Genomic DNA, 22,656 nt, shown 5'->3' with positions numbered 1-22,656 from the left:
AGCATCTTATGAGACCCATAACAATTGCTGACACCACGTTTCATTTTTCAAATAAAAATAATTACGTTTGAGATCAGTTAAATGATAAAAGCGTATATAAAACATTACTAAACCAATTGTATGTTCTACAAAAAATCTATCGAACAGTTAATGTTCGAATCAGCTCAAACCGGTGAGGGTACTTTAAAAAGATCACTAAGTAGTGTTAACCTGGTTGCACTCGGTATTGGAGCTATCATAGGCGCCGGTCTGTTCTCTTTAACAGGGATAGCAGCTGCAGAAAATGCCGGCCCGGCAGTAACTATATCCTTCGCACTTGCAGCTTTTGCATGTGCTTTTGCGGGATTATGCTATGCTGAATTTGCTTCCATGATACCTGTCGCCGGAAGTGCCTACACCTACTCTTACGCCACCATGGGCGAATTTATGGCTTGGATAATTGGGTGGGACCTGGTGCTTGAATACGCCCTTGGAGCTGCTACAGTAGCCGTGAGCTGGTCGCGATACCTGCTGGAGATCTTGCATAAATACAACATTAACCTGCCACACGAATTTATTGTATCGCCGTGGGAAACTATGAAGCTGGGAGACGGGACAGTCATAGAGGGCGGCTTAATAAACCTGCCCGCTATTTTCATCGTATGCATACTGTCCCTGGTACTCATTCGTGGTACACAGGAGTCTGCAAGCATGAATAACTTCCTGGTCGTCCTGAAAGTGAGCGTAGTTTTGATATTCATCGTTTTAGGGTGGAGCCATATCAATCCCGACAACTACGTTCCTTATATCCCGGAAAACACCGGCAAATTTGAAAACTTTGGATGGAGTGGAATTTCCACGGGAGCTGCGGTCGTGTTCTTTGCCTTCATAGGCTTTGATGCAGTTTCTACAGCAGCTCAGGAAGCTAAAGACCCACAGAAAGGCATGCCAATAGGTATCTTGGGCTCCCTTATTGTGTGTACAATCCTCTACGTACTTTTTGCCCACGTAATGACTGGTCTGGTTAATTATAAAGACTTTGCGGGAGATGCAAAACCGGCAGCCACTGCTTTTGCGATGACCGGCTACAGCTTCCTGCAGGATGCTCTGATCATAGCGATACTTGCCGGCTACACCTCGGTCATTTTAGTGATGCTTATGGGGCAGTCGCGCGTATTTTATACTATGGCTAAAGATGGCTTGCTGCCGAAGTTCTTTGCATCAATTCATCCGAAATTCCGTACGCCATGGAAAACCAATTTATTCTTCCTTGTCTTTGTCAGCTTGTTCGCAGGATTCGTTCCTGTTTCTGACCTGGGCCATATGGTAAGTATCGGAACATTATTCGCATTTGTGCTGGTTTGTATTGGTATCGTAGTATTACGCCGCACGTTACCTAATGCCGTTCGGCCGTTTAAAACTCCGTTTGTACCCTATGTACCGGCTATCGGTGTTGCCGTTTGCGTTTACCTGATGTATTCTTTGCCTGCCGAGAGCTGGTTCAGGTTATTTATCTGGATGAGCATCGGGGTAGTAATCTATTTTGTATATGGTAAAAAGTATAGTAAAGTACGGGAACTCAGAGATGGAAAGATCATAGAAAAGGACAGGGAATAAACAACAACAGTTTATAAAAGGTTCCGGAATATTCCGGAACCTTTTGCTTTCCGCGTACCTCAGGATCCAGTCAATTACTTTAGTTATCAACTAAATAGCAGTAATGGATAATTTCAACTATAACCAAATTCTTTCTGTTACAATGATCCTTTTTGCGATCATTGATATCCTGGGTTCGATACCGGTTGTTATCTCTTTACGAAATAAGACTGGTCATATACAATCTGAGAAGGCTACGATCGTGGCTTTACTTTTAATGATATTATTCTTGTTTGTAGGTGAAGAACTCCTCCGAATCATTGGTTTGGATGTGTCGTCTTTTGCCATTGCCGGTTCTATAGTGATTTTCATTATCGCTATGGAAATGATTCTCGGGATCAATCTTATCAAGGAAGAAATACCGGCGAGTGCTTCTATCGTGCCGCTGGCATTTCCCCTAATAGCAGGCTCGGGGACATTAACGACCCTCCTGTCACTTAAATCGGAATACGCTACCCAGAACATAATAGTAGGAATCATCCTCAATATGATCTTTGTTTACATCGTATTAAAAAACACCATTTGGCTCGAAAAGATCCTTGGAAAGACGGGTGTACACATTCTAAGAAAGGCGTTCGGTATAATACTGCTGGCAATTGCCATTAAACTTTTCCGGAATAATACGGGACTATAAAAATAAGGGGGGCGTTAAGACTCCAGGGGCTTCAAAAGTCTGGCGGCAAACATGGTATCTGCTTTATGCTCGTATCCCATAAATACTTCCTTTCCCTCGAGGTTTAGACCGTATTCGGATACCAGGTAGTCAACAACATCTTCGTTTTCCTGTCTGAAAACTGAACAGGTAATGTATATCAGGGGCTTGCCTGGCTTCAGGTACTTAATAACATTTGCTGCAATAGCTTTTTGAAGATTCTGAAACCCATGAATCTTTTGCGGCATAAACTGGCTGATCATCTCGGGTGTACGCCCCCATGTTCCTGAGCCACTGCAGGGCGCATCCAGGATGATCCCATCAAATTCATAATGATACAGCACCTGGTCAGGATTTTGAGTCAGATCAAGCAATTTCTTCTGATAGGTACGAAGCCCGGCATTAATAAAGCGTTCATCGAGGTTATCAAGCACGCTTTCGCGGATATCAGATACGACAAGCTTTATATCGGGCTGCTCAGAAAATAAGAGCAGAGACTTTCCACCGGAGGCTGCACAGGCATCCCACCAATGCTCGTACCTGTTCGGCTTAAAGTATTTCAAGGTCTGCTGTGAGGACAGATCCTGCACCTCAAAAGGCTTTGTCGGAAATGTATCATCCGGGAATATCTTGTCCAAATTGGTGCCGTTGGGAAGAGCGAGGGTATAATTCCCCAGCCGGCTAAATGAAATAGACGTTGCATTAATTTCTGACATGACCAGATCTTCCTTACCCGGGTGTATCCTGATGAAAAGATCTGGCTGGATAAAAACCGACCTGCAAAAAAGGGATTCGTTTATCCCCTCGGAAAAATCACCAAAAGGAAAAACGTCCCTTAATTTGAATCGCTCATCCTTTGCCAAATAATCGAGTTTCTCCTCACGGCTCAAATAGATCTTTTCATTGAGATCAGGGCGAAAGTGCTGTAAAAAGGGATTGTCTACCGCAGTACACAGGAATTCCGCATAGAATAACCTCTCTTCAACAGGCAGGTTATGAAAAGCATTGCCAATTCTATAGTAATTGTACAACAACCTGGACGCTGAACGCCGGTCATTTGAACCCATCTGCTTATTTCTTCGAAAGAATTCAGGTAGAAATTTAGCAAGGGGCCGGTCCTCCTGGTAGCTTTCCAAAACGCGCAAAAACGTCCTTAATTGCTGCTCGGATCTCATTTTACAGGCTGCAATTCGAGTCCCCTGAAAGTGAGCAGCATAAGGTTATCGTTGCTGTAGCCGGCTTTGCTATCTTTTGAAAACCGAAAATCATTGTGAAGTCCCTTATAGCTTTCCTCTGTAAGATGGCGTGCATAATTATTTCCATATTTTTCAAGTAAACGCCCGAAATAGTACCCTGTATCAAATCCTTTAAAAGCAAATTCAGAGGGATCAAAGCCATATTCATCACGATAATGGGCTATAAAATGCTTTACTTTCGGGGACTTATAATCCACAAAATATGAGGAGCTCAACTTCGTTTTCAGGGCCTGAAGCTTTGCACCATCCAAAAATGTTGCTTTAAGCCAGTTCGGGTGTCCAAAAACTTCGATCCTATAGTTGTCGCGGCTAAGCTGATACAGCTTATCGATTGTCGGTGTCAGGAAAACCCGGTCGGACGAGGAAATAATAACCAGATTGTTTTTCGAAACGTTCAGATACGACTGCAAGCCTATAGCGTTGGGTCGCTCAGTTATCTGAAATTTCCCTTTCGAAAGTCCACTTATATACTTTCGCACTGGTGCTGAAAATTTCTCGTCGTCGGTCTTCTTAGTATTTACAAGCACAATATTCACCTGATCCGGATGGTAAGTCCGGGTGATATAATCCGCTATCTTCCATCCATGCTGATCGATGGTATTATTCAGCATCAGCAAATTCGGATTTTCAACCTTCGCAGGCAACGATGCAGCCAACGGATATACAATAATTTTTGAAGGGTCCGGATCTGTGAATTCTGAAAATGTACTCAGCGCGTTGGGAAAGACAGGGCCAATGATCAGGTCATTGTCAATGACCGAGGCAGCCCTGGCAAGATTCACTACCCGTGTTTCCTGGTCCTGGGTATCAAAAACCTGCAACTTATAGTTATGTCCATTTTTAGAAAGTGAATCGAGAGCAAGCTTAAAGCCCTGGTAGAAATCTATGGCAAGGTCAGCTTTACCGATATCTTTTGCCTTTGCGTTCTTTAAATTAATAGTATTTAATTCAAAAGGCAGCAGGAGACCAATAGAATGATCAAGCTTTTTTTCTACAGCAGGTTCCTTTTCAGGTTTTTCTTGTACGGGCGGAACTTTAACATTACCCGGCTTAACAGGTGCAACTTTCCTGGAACAAGCTGAAATAAAAGCAACTACCAGCAGGCATAAAATTAATACAGATCTATTCCCACTCAATGGTAGCAGGCGGCTTGGAACTAATGTCATATACTACTCTGTTAATTCCTTTAACATTATTAATTATGTCATTGGATATTTTAGCGAGAAGCTCGTATGGCAAATGACTCCAGTCGGCAGTCATACCATCTACCGAGCTTACTGCACGTAAACAAATAACATGCTCATAAGTTCTCTCATCTCCCATAACACCCACAGACTGAACAGGTAAAAATATCGCACCGGCCTGCCAAACCTTATCGTACCAGCCGGATGCCTTAAGATTGTTTATATATATAGCATCTGCTTCCTGAAGGATCGCAACCTTTTCTGGGGTGATATCATCAAGAATACGTATTGCAAGTCCGGGACCAGGGAAAGGATGTCTTCCCAAAAGGTTAGTATCCATCCCTAAAGTCTTACCAACTCTCCGTACTTCGTCCTTAAAAAGAGTATTTAGAGGCTCAACAACTTTTAATTTCATAAAGTCCGGTAGGCCTCCAACATTGTGATGCGATTTAATCGTCGCGGAGGGACCTTTAACAGACACTGATTCTATCACGTCCGGATAAATTGTACCCTGGCCTAACCATTTGACATCCTGAACCTCATGAGCAGCGTCGTCAAAAACCTCAATAAAAACCCTTCCTATGGCCTTTCTTTTTAATTCAGGGTCCTTTATTCCGGCTAGCTGCCCTAAAAACCGGTCTCCTGCCCTAACCCCACGCACATTTAATCCCATATGCTGGTATGAATCTAAAACCTGCTCAAATTCATCCTTTCGTAGTAAGCCATTGTCCACAAAAATACAATGCAAGTTCTTACCGATAGCCTGGTGTAACAGTACAGCAGCAACCGATGAGTCGACACCTCCCGATAAACCTAAAATAACTTTATCATTTCCCAGCTTCTCTTTAAGCGAAGTAACCGTGCTTTCTATGAATGCATCCGGTGTCCAGTCCTGGCTGCAATTACAGATATCTACAAGAAAATTTTGCAGAAGCTGCTTTCCGTCGGTGCTATGTGTAACCTCAGGATGAAATTGTATGCCGTAAACTTTGGTGTCCTTTATATGGAATGCTGCTACCTTTACAGAATCGGTACTCGCAATGATCTCAAAATTAGCCGGAATTGAAGCGATCGTGTCCGCATGCGACATCCAGGTTTGCGAACCTTTGGAAATATTCTTGAAAAGAGGATGTGCGTGGTCAATGAACTCAAGATTTGCCCGCCCATACTCCCTTGTCGAAGAAGGTTTAACATCACCACCCGACTTCTGTGCTATGTATTGTGCCCCATAGCATACCCCCAGGATCGGATAGTTTTCCTGCAGGCTAACAAAGTCAATTTGAGGTGCGTCGTCCTGCCTTACGGAATAAGGACTTCCTGAAAGGATCACTCCTTTTACAGTACTGTCAAAACCGGGAAGATTATTAAATGGATGTATCTCGCAGTATACGTTTAGCTCCCTGACTCTCCTTGCAATAAGTTGGGTATATTGCGATCCGAAGTCAAGAATTATGATCTTTTCTTGCATGCGCAAAGATAACTTTTTGAAGTGAGATGCGAGAAACGAGAAGCGAGAATTACCGTACGTGAAGGACTTTTTCATTACTTGTCCCGGTCAGACATCTCATTTCTCGTTTCTCGCCGCATCTGTATATATTTGAATATAAAAGCCGTAAAATGGAACCTGTATCGTTCAATGTTGTTCTGGAGCCTCTCGATGAAAAAATGGTTCATCACCTTATTGCAGTTCCGAACGAAATAGCAGACAGGTTCGTCAATGGCAAAAGCGCGCCCCGCGTCTTTTGCTCGGTTCAGGGAAGTGATGAATTCCCCTGTGCACTCAATCCCCGGCATGGCAGATATGTGATCATCGCAAGCAAACAGTTAATTAAAAGAAACAAGCTGGTTGTGGGCGTACCTTTCATGGTTTCCATCCGCCATGATCCACAAAACGGCCTTGGCTTACCCGAAGAACTGGCAGAAGTTTTTGATCAGGACGAGGTCGCTCTCAGGGTGTATGATGCACTCGGCGACGGACATAAACGCGGTCTCATTCATTATATCAACCAGGCAAGATCGGTCGATACCCGAATAAAACGATCCCTTGAAATTATGGAGAAGATCAAGGAAAGAGGGAACTGGTCTTAAAATTAAAATGGCTGTAAGTTTAGTCCTGCCTAACCAATTTGAATAATCTCCTGCCTGTATATTTGGACGCATATTTGTATACAGCTACAGATGAGGTTCTCCTTTTTTTTCTTATTCGTCCTGATAACTGTGTCCAGGTGTAATTCCGGTTCTCAAAAACATCATATCCCTAAAACTTCACGCGTTGGTGACTCATCTATTGTACACAATACGTCTACCCCACAGGATACTGTAGCCGATACCAGTACAGCACCTGCCTGGAATTACGCAGATTCCCTTGATGTTCAATATATAAATCCGGGCAGAACCCGGCCGGATGAGCTTGTTGACTACGCTGAAACACTTATCGGCACTCCATATTTGTATGGATCTTCCGATCCGGCCAAAGGATTTGATTGTTCGGGCTTCATTACTTTCGTTTTTAATCGCTTTAATATCGCGGTACCGAGATCATCTGAGGGTTTTACATCAGTCGAACGAGAAATTAGCCTTAAACAAGCTAAACGCGGCGACATCATCCTTTTTACGGGCACCGACAGTACGAAACGTGTTGTTGGACATATGGGAATCATCACCTCTCAAAACAACGGGCACGAGTTTATCCATTCTACATCCGGAAAGGCGTATGGGGTAACAATAACACCCCTGAATAAATACTACCAGGGAAGATTTGTCAAGGCGATAAGGATATTCAATTGATCGTTGACACCTAAACAATTCCACTTAAAGACCCGCCTTTGCTGCCTAGGGCGTCCACCTTTTTTTCGACTTCGGGATCTTTGATAAGAAGCGGCGCATGATGAGGCTTAATACGGGCATCAATGATCATGGGTCCTTTGCAGCCCCAGTGTTTATGATCCGTAAAGGAATTAACCCCGTGAATATCATGAGACGGATTACTCCGTGTGAAGGTTACCCAAACGAAATTATTAATAGTCCCGGCTGTGAACCCAGCGTCGTCGCAAAGAACGATCAAGGGTAACCCGTCCAGGTTTTTGAACCCTATCGATTCATCCAGAATACGTATTTCCTGAGCCACCTGCTGGGAATCCACATACGTTGGCGCATCCACAGCGAGTATTCCCGGCATAACCATTTTATATTTATCAAATGGCCTTGGCAGGGAAAAAGTGGATGGAAGGTCTGCCCATAAGTTCCGTTTCTTGTCGCCAGCAGCAGCAATCGCAACCTTCGAACCTGAATTAATATCAGTGCCGCTATAATCCAGTGTATCGATAGTTGTTTTTGTATAGAAATGCAGATCCCGTGACAGGTCAACCCTTTCAAAAACATGCTGCAGGAATCCGGGAATGTCAGCTGTACTGAGCGATGGATCATCCTCTTTGCTAGTTATAAAAAGGAACTTTGCAAGACTAAGCTGGCTTTTCCCAAGAATATGATTAGCAAGTGTCAGGATTTCCTGCGGTTTCTTTTCCTTTAAATAAGGAGTATATCGTTCGCTTCCTATCGCGAAAAGCAAGGGATGTACACCAGCGGCGTCAACTGCGTTTACTTCGTGCAAACCTGGTATCTCCTTCGGAATTGCAGAGCCTGTGATTTCATGGATAAGTGCTCCGAAGCTGGTATCCTCCTGCGGAGGGCGGCCGACCACCGTGAAAGACCATATAGCATCCTGCCGGTGATAAACGTTCCGGACTTTCATTAAGGGAAAGGGATGTTTTAAGCTATAATATCCCAAATGATCTCCAAAAGGGCCTTCATCTTTTGTCTGTCCCGGTTCAACCGTACCCGTGATCACGAAATCGGCATCAGACGACATGCAGAAACCTTCGTCATCATAAAAATACCTGAACCTTCTGTTTCCGAGAGCCCCTGCAAACATCATTTCAGAAAGACCCTCCGGCAGCGGCATAACAGCAGCAAGCGGATGTGATGGCGGGCCTCCGACAAAAATACTGACCTTCAGCGCTTGCCCCAGCGCGTTCGCCTTAGTCTGATGCACACCTATCCCCCGGTGCAGTTGGTAATGCAAACCGATCTCGCTATCCTGAATGTAATTGTTACCACCCAACTGGATCCTGTACATCCCCAGATTAGCATTCATTATTCCAGGCTTGTCGATGTCTTCCGTATAAACCTGCGGCATCGTGATAAACGGACCGCCGTCCATTGGCCAATGAGTAATTTGCGGCAGCTCACTGATACTGGTCTTCCCAAACTTCACAGGAGATCTGAAGCTGGTTTGCCATGGTAATGCGGAGAAGGCGATGAAACCTGCTTTAACATATTTCAGCGGATTCTTAAGTGCTTTTATGGGATCTGACTTTATATCCACCAACGTCTTAATGTCGTCGAGCGTGTCTCTGAACATAAACTTCGAGCGTTCAAGAGTGCCAAAAAGATTCGAAACAGCCGGAAATTTACTCCCCTTAAGGTTCTCAAACAATAAAGCCGGCCCCTGGTTTTCATACACGCGCAGATGGATAGCTGCAGCTTCGAGGTATGGATCCACCTCCTCCCTGACCCTTACAAGATGGCCATGTTTTTCAAGATCTGAAACACAATCGGCAAGACTTTTATAACCCATTTATTATTCCGCGAGAGAGGCGCAATTTACGAAAATTAAATTCGAGGTCCGACCTCATACCTCATACTTCACGCATTCCACTCCAAACCTATTGAGAAAATCTACACCTTCATCAGAAGTCAAACCTTTATATTCTGCATAGGATGCTTTAAACCATACCTTCTTAATTCCGGATGAGTAAATGATCCGTGCACAGGCAAGGCACGGCGACAGTGTCAGATAAAGCGTTGACCCGTCCAGGCTGGCGCCATTTTTTACCGCATATAATATTGCATTTTCCTCGGCATGCAGCGCCAGTGAACAACTATTCTTCGAATCACGGGGGCATCCTGTTTCCGGCCATTCCTCGTCGCAATTGTGCGTACCGGCCGGCGGCCCGTTATACCCGATTGAAATGATCCGGGTGTCTTTGGTTAACACCGCTCCTACCTGTGCCTTCACGCAATGCGACCGCGCGGCCAGATCGCTTGCAAGTTTCATAAAGATCAGGTCAAAACTCGGCTTCGCTACCATTAATGTGTTGCTTCTACGTCCAACTTACTTACATCGATACCTTGTATCTTTAACTCTGCGCTAACTCTGAACGCAAAATATACCAGATATGCGAAACAGATCACAGGAATGATATAAGAGATATGAATGCCGCTCGTGTCGGCAAGCAATCCCTGTACCGGCGGTATGATAGCACCTCCGAGAATCATCATAATCAGGAAAGCTGAACCCTGGCTGGTATATTTACCCAAACCGGCGATCGACAATGCAAAGATGCTTGGCCACATGATCGAGCAAAATAAGCCTCCGCTGATAAACGCATAGATCGCTACTTTGCCGGTTGTGGCTACGCCGATAATCATTGCTATCGCTCCTAAAACACCAAATGTAAGCAACGTTTTGGCGGGCCTTTCCTGGCTGTAAAAGAAACCAGCTATAAGAACAAGCACACAAACCGCATAAACGTAAAGCTGACTAATGTCTGTACCATTCAAGTCGTTTGCAAGCAATATCACTCCGAAAGCAACGAATGGAACCACGATAGTAAGTATGTTCTTTGTACTTTTTGATAGCCTGAAAGCACTTACAGCTCCCGTCCAACGGCCTATCATCATACTTCCCCAATAAAGCGATATAAAAGGTGCTATGGTTGAATCATCGTATCCGCCAAATTCAGGAAGTTTCAAAAGTGTTCCCATATTCCCCTGGATAGTTACTTCTACTCCCACATATGTGAATATTGCTATCATTCCCAGGATCAGCTGCGGATAACCCATAGCACCCCAACCCGTCCTGTCTTTCGAGGCCGCATTAAGTGTTAAAAACAGGGTGAAAATTATGATCACAAGGGCGGCGTATACAAAATATGAAAGGCTCAGGCCCGTCCAGTCAGCCAGCGGGATCCCTGCAAGCACCAGGACGAATGCTATAAAAATAACAACGAGCGGAAGGTTTGTCTTGTCGCTGGATTCGATCTTTTCATCACTCGTAACTTTCGGCAGCCTGGAAATTGCAAAGAAGGCTGCAACTGCAAGAAACAAGCCCGCGAGCGCATAATACAGGGTATCTATCGAACTGATCTCCACAGCTTTGGGAGTAACAGCCCTGGCACTTCCAAACAATATCACACTCACAGCAATCGGACCTAGGATACTTCCAAAATTATTCACTCCGCCAGCTAAATTAAGGCGGTTAGCTCCCGTTACTGGGCTTCCCAAAGCCACAACAAAAGGGTTAGCGGCTGTTTGCTGAAGGGAAAACCCTATCGCCACGAAGAAAAAAGCGGTAAGTATATAGGGAAAAGAGCCTGAGTGCACTGCAGGAACCATTAATAATGCGCCCAGAGCAGATACAACGAGACCTATAATAATACTGTTTTTGTAGCCTAGTTTATTTAAGATGTCTACCCCTGTAATTTTTGATGCGTAAAACAAGATCAGCGACCCTATAAAATACCCTCCATAAAAAGTATATTCTATAAGCTGGGACTCGAACTGTGTCAGGTCAAAATGCGTTTTACAAAATGGAATAAAAATACCGTTGCTGGCTGCCAGAAAGCCCCAGAAAAAGAACACTGTAATTATAGTGTATAAAGCAGACCCGTAGCTTCTTTGCTGGTTATTCTCCATAGTGCAAATGTTACCTTTTTAATGAACCCGAACATAAATCAATTTTCTCATATGTGGAGGATTTTATTTAAAGGCTTTAGGGTTTAGGGTTTAGGGCTGGTCTAACGCCTAACACCTAATACTTTTTTTTCATTGTTATTAAACCGTTAATTCGCATATTCGCAAAATTGGATTAGTAATTCGGGATGATCGAATCAATTATATCAGGTATAGGATTGGGATTTGTGCTTTCTTTTTTGACCGGCCCGGTATTTTTTGCTCTGATTAAAACCAGCATCGAAAAAGGCTTCTATGCCGGGGTGTCACTGGCTGGGGGAGTGGTAGTAAGCGATGTGTTTTATGTTGCGCTGAGCTTATACGGCACCTCGTTCCTGGCACTTGAAAATAAATACCGCGTTCAGATCGGCGTTGCCGGAAGTGCTATTCTATTTGCGATCGGTATCTATTACCTTCTTAAAAACGTTAAGGTTAATTACGAAAAAACAACGTCCAAGCGTCACAATACCGGATATTTCCTTAAAGGATTTATCATGTGCATCTTTAATCCGGCAATTCTTCTTTATTGGCTTAGCGTAACAAGCGGTGTAATTTCGATTTCGGGTGAGATCGATCCATCGGAAGTTGTGCCCTTTTTCGGCTCGATACTGGTAACCCAATTCAGTGTGGATGTTGTTAAAGCTTACTATGCTAACAAATTGCGATACAGGATCAAGGAAAAGACGATTTCCAACCTAAATCGTATCGCTGGGGTTCTGATACTTGTTTTCGCTGCGAGACTTCTTTACAATTTACTGAGCGGGCACTCACTTATTTAGTTGAGAGTGGAGAATGGAAATAGTTCTCAACTCTCAATATGCTCTCTGATTCTTCCCTTCCATCCAGTTCATAAAGGCTTTATTCACTACTTTATTACCGCCCGGTGTTGGATAATTCCCTGAGAAGTACCAGTCGCCGAGATGTTGCGGAGTAGCTTTGTGAAGATTGTCAAGTGTCTGATAAATAACCTGAACTTCAGTTCCAATTTCTTTCGGAGTAATGATCTGAGCGATACGGTCGGAGATCTCCTGATCGGTAAACTGGTCGTAGATCTGCTGAACATAGTTCTTGACCTGCTTGTTTCCAAGCTTCTGTGATTCAATACAATTTTGGTAGACTTCGTCGATAACATTCTCCCTGCCCGTTTCCTTTAGCAAAGAAATAGCAGCCTCAAATGCAACAAACTCTCCCATCCTCGACATATCAATTCCATAACAATCCGGGTAACGTATCTGTGGTGCAGAAGACACCACAATTACCTTCTTAGGCCCCAGCCTGTCCAGAATCTTAAGAATACTTTGCTTGAGGGTAGTTCCCCTTACAATCGAATCATCCAGGACAACCAGATTATCGGTGCCTTTCTTTATGATACCATAAGTAGTATCATAAACGTGGGAAACCATCTCTCCGCGGTCGGCATCCTGGGTAATGAAGGTTCTTAATTTTACATCTTTAATAGCAATTTTTTCTACTCTCGGAGCCATGGCAAGCACTTCCTCAAGCTCCGCATCAGTCACACGGTCGGCCCTGTTTAAAAGCACGTCACGCTGGTATTGCTTTACATATTTGTGTACGCCCTCTACCATTCCGTAAAAAGCTACTTCCGCCGTATTGGGGATAAACGAAAATACAGTGTTTTTCAGGTCATGATCGATAGCGTTCAATATCTGCGGGCAAAGCAGGCGACCTAACTGCTTTCTTTCACGATAGATAGACGCGTCGCTTCCCCGGGAAAAATAAATTCTTTCAAAAGAACAGGACTTTTGTTCCTCTGTTTCGCGAAACTGCTCTTCTGTAACCCGGCCGTTCTTCTTAACGATAAGAGCATGCCCCGGTCTGATCTCTTTAACAGATTCGAGGGGAATATTAAAAGCCGTTTGAATAGCAGGCCTTTCAGAAGTAACAACTACGATCTCGTCGTCATAATAATAAAATGCGGGTCTGATGCCAGCCGGGTCACGCATTACAAATGCATCTCCATGCCCCAGAATACCACTGATGGTGTAGCCGCCGTCCCATGTTTTAGCTGATCTCTTTAAAATAGATGCGACATCGATTTGTTCGGCAATCTGGTGGCTGATCTCCTCATTGGAAAAGCCTTCCTTTTTATATTTATCAAAAAGCTCCTGGTTCTCTGTATCGAGGAAGTGCCCTATTTTTTCCAGAACAGTAACGGTGTCGGTACGCTCTTTCGGATGCTGCCCCAGCTCAAAAAGCTGCTCAAGCAATTCATCCACGTTTGTCATATTGAAATTCCCGCTGATAACCAGATTACGGGTCATCCAGTTATTTTGCCGAAGAAACGGGTGACAGCTTTCAATGCTGTTCTTTCCATGAGTGCCATAGCGCAGATGACCCATTAAGACCTCTCCGGTAAAGCTTATATTTTCCTTCAGCCACTCTGTATCCTGCAAAAGCTCCGGCGCATTTTTCTGAACATCGGCAAACTTATTCTGAACATATTCAAATATTTCGGCAACTGCATTAGACCCCATTGCGCGGTGCCGGCTGATATACCTTTTCCCAGGCTGAACATCAAGCTTTATCGTAGCGATACCAGCACCATCCTGCCCCCGGTTATGCTGCTTTTCCATTAACAGGTACAGCTTATTCAGCCCGTAAAGTGCCGTGCCGTATTTTTTCTGATAATAAGATAGAGGTTTTAAAAGACGGATAAGTGCGATCCCGCACTCGTGTTTTATCTGCTCGCTCATAAATGGTTGTGAGACTGCAAAAATAGATATTTATTCGCTAAGAAGCCAATGAAAATTGCCAGCTGCAACAAATTGACAATGTGATTATTAATGAAGGTTTACTGTTTCAGAGCATAATTTAGCTATGATCAGATCGTGGCGTTCAACCCCTCCGGGGTTGAGGTTAACCGGGTTTAATAACCACAGGCTTTGCCTGCGGTTATTAATATTCAAGCCCTTCAGGCTTGAGACAATCCTGTAATTAAAGCTCTATCCGCTCCGATTCCTAAAGATAGTCGCGATGTACAAGCCTGTAGCGCTTGAATAGCCATAACCCCGGATGAAGTCGGTGGACAGAGGAATAACATAGCCGACATCCCAAACCTGAAGGGCTTGAATAGCCATAACCATGGATGAAATCCGTGGACTAATGAATAACATAGCCGGCATCCCAAGCCTGAAGGGCTTGAATGCCCATAACCACGGATGAAATCCGTGGACTAATGAATAACATAGCCGACATCCCAAGCCTGAAGGGCTTGAATAGCCATAACCATGGATGAAATCCGTGGACTAATGAATAACATAGCCGGCATACCAAGCCTAAAGGGCCTGAATGTCCATAACCCCGGATGAAATCCGTGGACTAATGAATAACATAGCCGACATCCCAAGCCTAAAGGGCTTGAATGTCCATAACCATGGATGAACCCGGTGGATAGCGTCACGCCATCTCTACAAAAGCTTCTGTATCGGTGAAGGAAAAAGAATAAAAAAGATCAGCAGAAAAACCAGGAACAAGGTGATATAAACCTTTGGCGAACCTTTGATACCGGTGACCTGGTTCTCCCCTGTTCTTAAGAATGCATTCAGAGGAATCCTGAAATAATAAAAGAGCGACACAACCGTACTGATGGCTCCTGTGATGATAACGATCATCATTAACGCCGACCCTGATAAATTGTACGCTTCAATGGCGGCTGAAAAGATCAGGAACTTCGCAGTAAATCCCGCTGTCGGTGGTAAGCCGGTAAGCGACACCAGCACAACCACCATGGCGATCATGAGCACGGTAAACGATTTGCCAAGCCCTTTATAGTCGTCGATATTCTGCTTACCAGTCCGTTCTTCAATCTCGTCCACTATCATGAATGCAGCCATATTCATGATAGAATAGATCACCATATAAAATATAAGCGCCTTGAAACCGCTGGCCGAGAACACAAATAAGGCCATCAGCATAAATCCGGTATGCCCGATAGAAGAATAGGCTAACACTCTCTTCACATTATTCTGCCATATTGCTCCGAAATTTCCAACAACCATACTCGCTATCGCCATAACCGCCAGAACAGTGGTCATACTAAATATAGAGCTGTCAATACCTGATAAATTAAATGGCTGAAAAGGCGCTAAAATCCTGATAAGCAAAGCAAATCCGGCTATTTTAGGGCCGGTGGAAAGAAAAGCGGTAACAGGTGTCGGCGCGCCTTCATATACATCGGGCGACCAGAAATGAAAAGGCACCAGGGAAAGCTTAAACGCTATGCCTGTCAATAACATGATCAGACCCAGGCCCCAGGAAGCAAATGGTGTGGTGATCAGAAAGCTTGCAAACTGCGGCGAATAAATTTCGAGACTCCCGGTAAAGCCATAGAGCAAGGACATGCCGTAAAGCATGAATGCCGAGCACACAGCTCCAAATAAAGCGTACTTCATTGCGGCCTCACTTTGCTTGGGATTCCCCGACAGGTAACCCACCATTAAATAGGAGCCGACAGAAACCATTTCCAGAGAAAGATAGATCATCACCAAATTTTGTGACATCACCATAAGATGAAGGCCCAAATGTACAGCCAGCAAAATACTGTACAGGTCTCCCGTTCCTTTGCTGCTATTCTGCAGACTTTGATTATATCTCACGAATAACACAAAAAGGACGCTTACGAAGCAAAAAATAATCTTAAAAACCACTGCGAGACGATCCACGATGATCATACCCCCAAAGGCTGCCTCAGCGGGATACCCTAGCTGCGAAAAATTTAAACAGCCAACCAGGGCGAGACATAATATGGTTAGCATGAACGAAGCCTGAGGACTTCGCCTATGGAAGAAAAGATCCGCCAGAACAACGAGAATAAAGCCTGTTGCTATGCCAATCTCGGGATAAAATAAGGATAGGCTCCTGATCGTGTCGTTGATAGACGGCGATATATTTTGGATAAAATCATTCATCATCCGGAGAATAATTGAATGAAAGCCAGGATTGAAGCATTCATCTTGCTGAAAGCCAGGGATGGGAATATCCCCAAAGCAAGTGCAAGAACAGCCAGAGGCACGAGTGCAACTTTTTCACGGATATTTATGTCTTTAAGCTGCGACAGCCAGATGTCACCGCCCTTCAGCCGTGTTTGACCAAAAAACATCCGCTGCAGTGTCCACAAAAAGTATGCTGCACTTAGCAGTATTCCAACAGCACCGCCGATTGCCATCCAGCGGGGCAGCAGGCCATTTATTTCCGCAGAAGTAAAAGCTCCTATCAGGCTGAATGCCTCTGCCATAAAAGCTGAAAAACCAGGCAATCCGAGAGAAGCAAAAAAAGCGATGACCACGAATGCAGTAAATTGCGGCATAATTAGCGCCAGGCCACGAAAACTGGCTATGTCACGATCATGCACACGGTTGTAAATCATCCCAACCAAAAAGAAAAGCATTGCAGACAAACCGCCATGGCTGATCATTTGAAGCATTGCACCACTTACGCCTTCAACAGTACCGGAAGCTATGCCCAATAGTACAAATCCCATATGAGAGACGGATGAATAAGCGATCAATCGTTTTAAATCAGTCTGCGCCAGCGCGTTTAGAGCCCCGTAAAGGATCGATATCACGCCTATAAGGCCTAGCCACCATGCCGATTGAACGGCAGCTTCCGGGAAGATACTGATGCAAACTCGCAGTATTCCGTAGCCGCCAACCTTTAGAAGCAAGCCTGCGAGAATAATAGAAACTGGTGTTGGCGCTTCAACATGGGCATCGGGAAGCCATGTGTGCAACGGAACGACAGGAACTTTGATTGCAAAAGCAATAAATAAAACAATGAAAGCCAACAGCCTGGCTGAGATACCGAAAAGCTCCTGATTAGCAACAGTAGAAAATATGGAATTTCCAATATAATTGGATGGGTCCATCATCAGGATCATGTTAAAGGTGTGGTTCCCTGTAGCCGGGTTTATTACTGAGAAGTAAAGCCCGATTATAACCAGCAGCATAAACACGGAACCAAAAAGCGTATAAAGGAAAAACTTTATGGCAGCATATTCCCTCCTGGCGCCTCCCCACATCCCTATAAGGAAATAAAGAGGGAGAAGCATAAGTTCGTAGAAAACATAAAACAGAAAAAAATCAAGGGCACAAAAGACTCCCATGACCGCGGTGTTCAGCAGCAGCAGCAAGGCAAAAAAAGCTTTGTGATTAGTTTTGATTTCCCAGGAGGCCAGCGTTGCAACAAACATCACCAATGCGGAGAGTACGAGGAAGGGCATCGACAAACCGTCTATCCCTAAGAAGTAATCAATCTCCAGTTTCCCTATCGACCCAAGATCAAGCCTTATCCAGGGAATTTTCTCGAGAAGCTGAAACTGGCTTTCCTTATTTATTCCTGCAAAAGCAGTTGAACTGCTGAAATCAAGATATATGGCAATACTGATGAACAATTGGATAACCGTTACAGCCAGGGCAATATATTTAAATCGCTCCCTGAAAGACGAGCCCAGCACAATTATAAGCAGCGCGGCTACCAGGGGAAGAAAGATTAGTATAGAAAGTATATAGTCCATTTTTTTATTGCTCTTAAACTATTTTTTGCTCATGAATGCAGTCATTATAACTATATGAAGTATGTTAGAATGAAAAATCCTACAACCAATGTTAACATTGTAATGAGATAATGCTGGAGTCTTCCGCTTTGGAACTGGCGTGCGAAATTGCCTGTGTGGCGGGCAAGCACCGCTGCTCCGTTAACAGCACCATCTACGATATAACGGTCGAGCCAGTCTGCTACTCGAGACAGGACACCCATTCCAGCACCGGCTAAGTTGACTACTCCATCAACTATAAGTTTATCAAACCTATAGCTATAATGTGCGATGCGTTCAACTGGCTTAACAAACATTAAATTATATGCTTCATTAAGATACCAGGCACGATTTGAAAAACGATAAAAGAAACCTTTCTCGCGGAATGTTCTGCCATCGCGCTTTGCATATATCCTGAAACCAATCAATACCATGAGAATGCTGCCGATAGTTACAACTATTGGTACGATCGAATGAAATACCTCAAATGGCTTAACGCCTGAACCTGTGAAACCAGCCAGGATCCATGAACCCTCATACGATAAGGGATTAAAGGATACCAGTATAAACAGGCTGCATATTGCCAGGACAATAAGGACCCTGCTCATTGATGACGATGCCTCCGTTATTCCTTCGTATCGTAGCTTACCAAAAAAAACTTTAAAAATCAGCCTTGCTATATAAAAGGCGGTCAACCAACTTGTCAGCACCAACACGTATGGAACCAATTTCTTAAACCCATGGTATCCCGAGGCCCATTCGAACGACGTTATAAGGACCGCATCCTTAGACAGGTACCCGCCAGTCAGGGGAAGTCCGGCAAGTGCTGCTGCTGCAACACACATTGATATAAATGTCACCGGCATCTTCTTCCCCAGGCCGCCCATCAGACGGATATCCTGGTGATCAAATTCGAGCTGGTGATGCTCTTTGTAATGATGAAGCTGATGGATCACGGCTCCGGCTGATAGAAATAATAAACATTTAAAGAAAGCATGGGTTGCAAGGTGGAAAATACTCTCTCCGTAAGCGCCAATTCCCATAGCTGCAATCATGAAACCTAACTGGGAAATGGTAGAATAGGCAAGAATACGCTTGATATCGTTTTGAGTGAGCGCGATGGTAGCACCCAAAAATGCTGTCAGAACGCCTATAATTATTATAACATTGAACACAAGGCTGTCAAACAGGGGATATACTCTGCCCAGAAGGAAAACACCTGCGGCGACCATTGTAGCAGCATGAATTAATGAAGACACAGAAGTTGGGCCTTCCATAGCATCAGGCAGCCAGGTATGCAGCGGGAACTGAGCCGACTTCGCCATAGCACCTATAAAAAATGCAAACCCTGCAACACTAAGCCATACTACCGGCATCTGGCTTACAGGGCTTATCCAAATCCCGTCAATGATGGATGCCGAATCAACAAGCCCCATAGGACCAAAAAGCTTTACTACGTCGAAGGTTCGGAACTGAGCATACATGATCATAAGTCCGGTCAAAAGGCCAATATCACCTATCCGGTTTATGATAAAGGCTTTTTTTGCAGCCTGCGATGCAGCGTCCCTGGTAAACCAAAAACCGATTAACAGATAGGATGAAAAGCCAACAAGTTCCCAGAATATATATATGAGCAATAAGCTGTCGGATACCACCAAACCCAGCATAGAAAAGCAAAATAAGCCAAGATAAGCCCAATATTTGTTAATACCGGGATCTCCCTTCATGTACATAAGAGAATACACATGCACCAGCAATGATATCCCCGACACCAGAACCATCATTAATACAGAAAGATTATTCAACAAGATCCCCGCAGTGAAAACATTTTCACCAATCGTGAACCAACCGGTCTGCAGGTGAATAACTTCTTTATTCCATACGCAACAAAACACTATAAAGGATGCTATGAAACTGATGAAAGCATTAAAAATTGCTATATGCCCCAGACTATCTTTTGAACGCCAAAGGATAGTGAACAAAGAAATGAATGGAAAAGCAAGCGCTATCAGTGAAAAAGCGCCAAGTGTACCAGCTGAAAAACTTAATACTCCCATTTAATCCTTCAGTGAGTCAATTTTGGCAGGATTAATCGTCCTGAAATGTTTATAAACATTTAAAATAATAGCTAATGCAACAGCCACCCCCGCCGCAGCAAGAACAATAGTAAACAGGGCAAACATCTGTCCGCCTCCAGTTGCTTTATCAAACCTGCCAAATGCAACAAAATTCAGAATCGCTGCATTGATCATAAATTCGATGCCTATCAGCACCTGTATCGCATTCCTTTTGGTTAGTACAGCATATAGTCCTAAACAAAAAAGAACAGCGCTTATGAACATAAAATGAGACAAGGGTATCATGATCTTTTCTCCTTCCTGGCCAGGTGGGCCGCACCTATAAGAGCCATTAATAAAAACACCGATACCACTTCAAAAGGAAGAAGGTAGCGGGTCATCGTGTTAATCCCGATTTGATGGACGGTATTATCACCGGGACTGATCTGCTGGCTTTCTTTTATCCATGGCAGGTTTACAATATCTGTCGAGGCGATTGCCATATAAAGCAGAAAAAGAAATCCCAGGCTTATCATTAAGCCTGCAAAATGACTCATCTTAAAACCCGTCTGTACCGCTTGCAAGCCGCTAAGCAACTCCCTGTTTGAAAGCATAAAAGCGAAAAGCATCAAGACCAGCACCCCCCCAACATAAATCACCACCTGCGTAACTGCTATAAAATCTGCAAGTGCAAAAACAAACATCGCGGCGAGCGAAAAAATAGTCACAAAAAAAAGGAAGATACTCCTCACCAGATTCTGCATGGTTACCACCAAAAACGCTGAAATTAACGTTAAAGCGGCAAAAAAGTAAAACAGAATTTGTTCGGGGCTCATTATTTATCCTTAGTTGATTGCATTGCTGCTTCTTTAGCCGCGAGGCGTTCTGCATTTAATTTTTCCAGTGCTATCCTCTTTTCTTCAGCTTCTGCCTGAGTCATGTCTGAGAACTTATAAATCATCTCATTCAATTTCAATGTGCTCCTGTCATACTGGTCGGTCATGATGATACATTCTGTAGGGCATACCACGGTACACAGGCCGCAATACATACACTTTGCCATATCAATATCGAACTTTGCCGCGTATAAGCGCTTGGTTGTACCGTCCGATGTTTTACCAATAGCTTCTGTTGCTTTTATGCTTTCTATCTCGATACAATCTACAGGGCATATTTTTGCACAAAGGTCGCATACTATACAGTCGTCGATCTCAACATCCAATTGATATCGGCCTACTTCCGGCAGGGGTAGTTTTTGATGCGGGTATTGAATTGTCGTTGTACCGCTATCCTGTGCGAAGTAATTATTGTCCATGACAGGCTTTACTTTCCGGCTTTCGCTTGCTGCAAAGAAATGTCCGAGGGTAAGCCGCAACCCCTTTCCTACGGTTTTAATAACATTCAGCAATGCGCTGTTCATGACATCATGGTAAGCCTCCACACTCCGGATATTAGCATGCACAAGAACGCCAGAGGCGTTAATACTTTCCAGCAAAAACTCATCAGCTGATCGACCCTCAGCCGTGGCAAGGTCCACCTGATCCATATCTGCACCGCCACTACAATCAATGTTTTGACAACGATCCAGAATATGCCCCATCCTATCCCGGTAGTCCAGGCAGCCAGCTTTATTGAACCAATGTTTGGAACAGGACTATTCCAGCCGCCCAAAAACAAAATTACCCCGATCATACCTACCAGGAACATCATCGAATATTCTGCAAGAAATATAAATGCAAAACGGAGCCCGGAGTACTCAACATGGAAACCCGCTACAAGTTCAGATTCAGCTTCCGGAATATCAAAAGGTGCACGGTTACATTCTGCCAGGGAGGCAATGAAATAAATGACGTAAGCTATAATGAGATGCGGCGCCTGAAAAATACTCCAGGCCAGAAATCCTCCGATTGCTTTAACGTCCCAAACACCCAGAAAAAGAATTCTTTCAGGCGATAAAATGCCCTGTTTAATGCTTATCTCCTGCATATTAAGAGATTGAGATATCATCACAGCTGAGATCAATGCGATCGCGGCAGGAATTTCATAGGAAACCATTTGAGCTACAGACCGCATAGAACCCAACAGAGCGTATTTGTTATTTGACCCCCATCCAGCCATCAGAATACCTATTGTTTCCATGGATAGAATGGCAAAAATGTAAAATATGCCTAGGTTTAAGGATGAGGGAATCACGTCGGGCGCCCACGGCAACGCAGCAAATCCCAGGTACACCGATACAAAGATAACTATCGGAGCGAGCGTAAACAGGATCTTATCAGCGGCTGAAGGAATAATGAATTCCTTTTGGAGCATCTTCAGAATATCGGCGAAAGCCTGCAACGAGCCATATTTACCCACTTCCATCGGACCAAGGCGATCCTGTATGAACGCCGAAATCTTTCTCTCAGAATATAGGGCAAACAGGGTAAAAAGTGCTGTAAATGCGAATAAAGCGGTAGCTACTAATACATATGTCAGATAGAAATTCAATTCTCCGGGCTTATGTACGCAAACTTACATAATTTGAAGC

Annotated in this window: 19 protein-coding genes; 5 read left to right on the top strand and 14 right to left on the bottom strand. The window is 44.1% G+C overall.

Features of this window, described 5'->3' with window-relative positions; all coding sequences use genetic code 11:
• Positions 1–120 precede the first annotated feature (120 nt).
• Positions 121–1,596 carry an amino acid permease gene (locus tag P2W76_RS09255; RefSeq protein WP_276347487.1) on the top strand — a complete coding sequence of 492 codons (1,476 nt, stop codon included), beginning with the start codon at positions 121–123 and terminating at the stop codon, positions 1,594–1,596.
• A 103-nt stretch (positions 1,597–1,699) separates the two neighbouring features.
• The gene (locus P2W76_RS09250) at positions 1,700–2,269 is read left to right on the top strand and encodes a MarC family protein (RefSeq protein WP_276347486.1); all 570 of its coding nucleotides are present in this window, start codon (positions 1,700–1,702) and stop codon (positions 2,267–2,269) included.
• A gap of 14 nt (positions 2,270–2,283) precedes the next feature.
• Here the strand turns inward: P2W76_RS09250 and P2W76_RS09245 are convergent, their stop codons facing one another.
• From P2W76_RS09245 to guaA, 3 genes are read right to left on the bottom strand one after another with little or no spacing between them, the layout of a single operon-like run.
• Entirely contained in the window at positions 2,284–3,462 is a 1,179-nt protein-coding gene (locus tag P2W76_RS09245; RefSeq protein ID WP_276347484.1) for an RsmB/NOP family class I SAM-dependent RNA methyltransferase, read from the bottom strand.
• The gene (locus tag P2W76_RS09240) at positions 3,459–4,709 is read right to left on the bottom strand and encodes an ABC transporter substrate-binding protein (RefSeq protein WP_276347483.1); all 1,251 of its coding nucleotides are present in this window, start codon (positions 4,707–4,709) and stop codon (positions 3,459–3,461) included. The genes P2W76_RS09245 and P2W76_RS09240 overlap by 4 nt, the downstream gene beginning before the upstream one ends.
• On the bottom strand, positions 4,666–6,195 hold the full coding sequence (gene guaA / locus P2W76_RS09235) for a glutamine-hydrolyzing GMP synthase (RefSeq protein WP_276347482.1): 1,530 nt from the start codon (positions 6,193–6,195) through the stop codon (positions 4,666–4,668). The genes P2W76_RS09240 and guaA overlap by 44 nt, the downstream gene beginning before the upstream one ends.
• 149 nt (positions 6,196–6,344) lie before the next feature.
• Here guaA and P2W76_RS09230 point away from each other — a divergent pair, with 149 nt between their 5' ends.
• A complete protein-coding gene (locus P2W76_RS09230) occupies positions 6,345–6,815 on the top strand; it encodes a YdeI/OmpD-associated family protein (protein ID WP_276347480.1) in 471 nt (156 codons plus the stop codon).
• Between the two features lie 90 nt (positions 6,816–6,905).
• On the top strand, positions 6,906–7,514 hold the full coding sequence (locus P2W76_RS09225; RefSeq protein ID WP_276347479.1) for a C40 family peptidase: 609 nt from the start codon (positions 6,906–6,908) through the stop codon (positions 7,512–7,514).
• A 10-nt stretch (positions 7,515–7,524) separates the two neighbouring features.
• Here the strand turns inward: P2W76_RS09225 and P2W76_RS09220 are convergent, their stop codons facing one another.
• The 3 genes from P2W76_RS09220 to P2W76_RS09210 are packed head-to-tail and all read right to left on the bottom strand — an operon-like array spanning position 7,525 to position 11,483.
• Positions 7,525–9,363, bottom strand: coding sequence for a UbiD family decarboxylase (locus P2W76_RS09220; RefSeq protein ID WP_276347477.1), 1,839 nt, complete (start codon positions 9,361–9,363; stop codon positions 7,525–7,527).
• 54 nt (positions 9,364–9,417) lie between these two features.
• On the bottom strand, positions 9,418–9,876 hold the full coding sequence (locus P2W76_RS09215) for a dCMP deaminase family protein (protein WP_276347475.1): 459 nt from the start codon (positions 9,874–9,876) through the stop codon (positions 9,418–9,420).
• On the bottom strand, positions 9,876–11,483 hold the full coding sequence (locus P2W76_RS09210) for an MFS transporter (RefSeq protein WP_276347474.1): 1,608 nt from the start codon (positions 11,481–11,483) through the stop codon (positions 9,876–9,878). Before P2W76_RS09210 ends, P2W76_RS09215 begins: the two co-directional genes overlap by 1 nt.
• A 185-nt stretch (positions 11,484–11,668) precedes the next feature.
• On the opposite strand from P2W76_RS09210, the gene P2W76_RS09205 reads away from it, so the two are divergent.
• On the top strand, positions 11,669–12,298 hold the full coding sequence (locus tag P2W76_RS09205) for a LysE family translocator (RefSeq protein ID WP_276347472.1): 630 nt from the start codon (positions 11,669–11,671) through the stop codon (positions 12,296–12,298).
• A 33-nt stretch (positions 12,299–12,331) separates the two neighbouring features.
• Here the strand turns inward: P2W76_RS09205 and P2W76_RS09200 are convergent, their stop codons facing one another.
• From P2W76_RS09200 to nuoH, 8 genes are all read right to left on the bottom strand, one after another.
• The gene (locus P2W76_RS09200; RefSeq protein WP_276347471.1) at positions 12,332–14,233 is read right to left on the bottom strand and encodes an amidophosphoribosyltransferase; all 1,902 of its coding nucleotides are present in this window, start codon (positions 14,231–14,233) and stop codon (positions 12,332–12,334) included.
• A gap of 714 nt (positions 14,234–14,947) precedes the next feature.
• Entirely contained in the window at positions 14,948–16,450 is a 1,503-nt protein-coding gene (locus tag P2W76_RS09195; protein WP_276347470.1) for an NADH-quinone oxidoreductase subunit N, read from the bottom strand.
• A complete protein-coding gene (locus tag P2W76_RS09190) occupies positions 16,447–18,051 on the bottom strand; it encodes an NADH-quinone oxidoreductase subunit M (protein ID WP_276347468.1) in 1,605 nt (534 codons plus the stop codon). Before P2W76_RS09190 ends, P2W76_RS09195 begins: the two co-directional genes overlap by 4 nt.
• A 50-nt stretch (positions 18,052–18,101) precedes the next feature.
• Complete coding sequence (locus tag P2W76_RS09185; protein WP_276347465.1) at positions 18,102–20,126, bottom strand: NADH-quinone oxidoreductase subunit L; 2,025 nt, start codon at positions 20,124–20,126, stop codon at positions 18,102–18,104.
• Positions 20,127–20,432, bottom strand: coding sequence for an NADH-quinone oxidoreductase subunit NuoK (nuoK, locus tag P2W76_RS09180; RefSeq protein ID WP_276347464.1), 306 nt, complete (start codon positions 20,430–20,432; stop codon positions 20,127–20,129).
• Entirely contained in the window at positions 20,429–20,962 is a 534-nt protein-coding gene (locus tag P2W76_RS09175) for an NADH-quinone oxidoreductase subunit J (RefSeq protein ID WP_276347462.1), read from the bottom strand. The genes nuoK and P2W76_RS09175 overlap by 4 nt, the downstream gene beginning before the upstream one ends.
• The gene (locus tag P2W76_RS09170) at positions 20,962–21,546 is read right to left on the bottom strand and encodes an NADH-quinone oxidoreductase subunit I (protein ID WP_276347461.1); all 585 of its coding nucleotides are present in this window, start codon (positions 21,544–21,546) and stop codon (positions 20,962–20,964) included. The genes P2W76_RS09175 and P2W76_RS09170 overlap by 1 nt, the downstream gene beginning before the upstream one ends.
• Positions 21,543–22,616 (bottom strand): NADH-quinone oxidoreductase subunit NuoH, encoded by a 1,074-nt coding sequence (gene nuoH / locus P2W76_RS09165; protein ID WP_276347459.1) that lies wholly within the window; start codon positions 22,614–22,616, stop codon positions 21,543–21,545. Before nuoH ends, P2W76_RS09170 begins: the two co-directional genes overlap by 4 nt.
• Positions 22,617–22,656 lie beyond the last annotated feature (40 nt).

Source organism: Daejeonella sp. JGW-45 (genome assembly GCF_029360805.1).
Lineage (GTDB): Bacteria > Bacteroidota > Bacteroidia > Sphingobacteriales > Sphingobacteriaceae > Daejeonella.
This window is presented reverse-complemented; position numbering and strand designations above follow the sequence as displayed.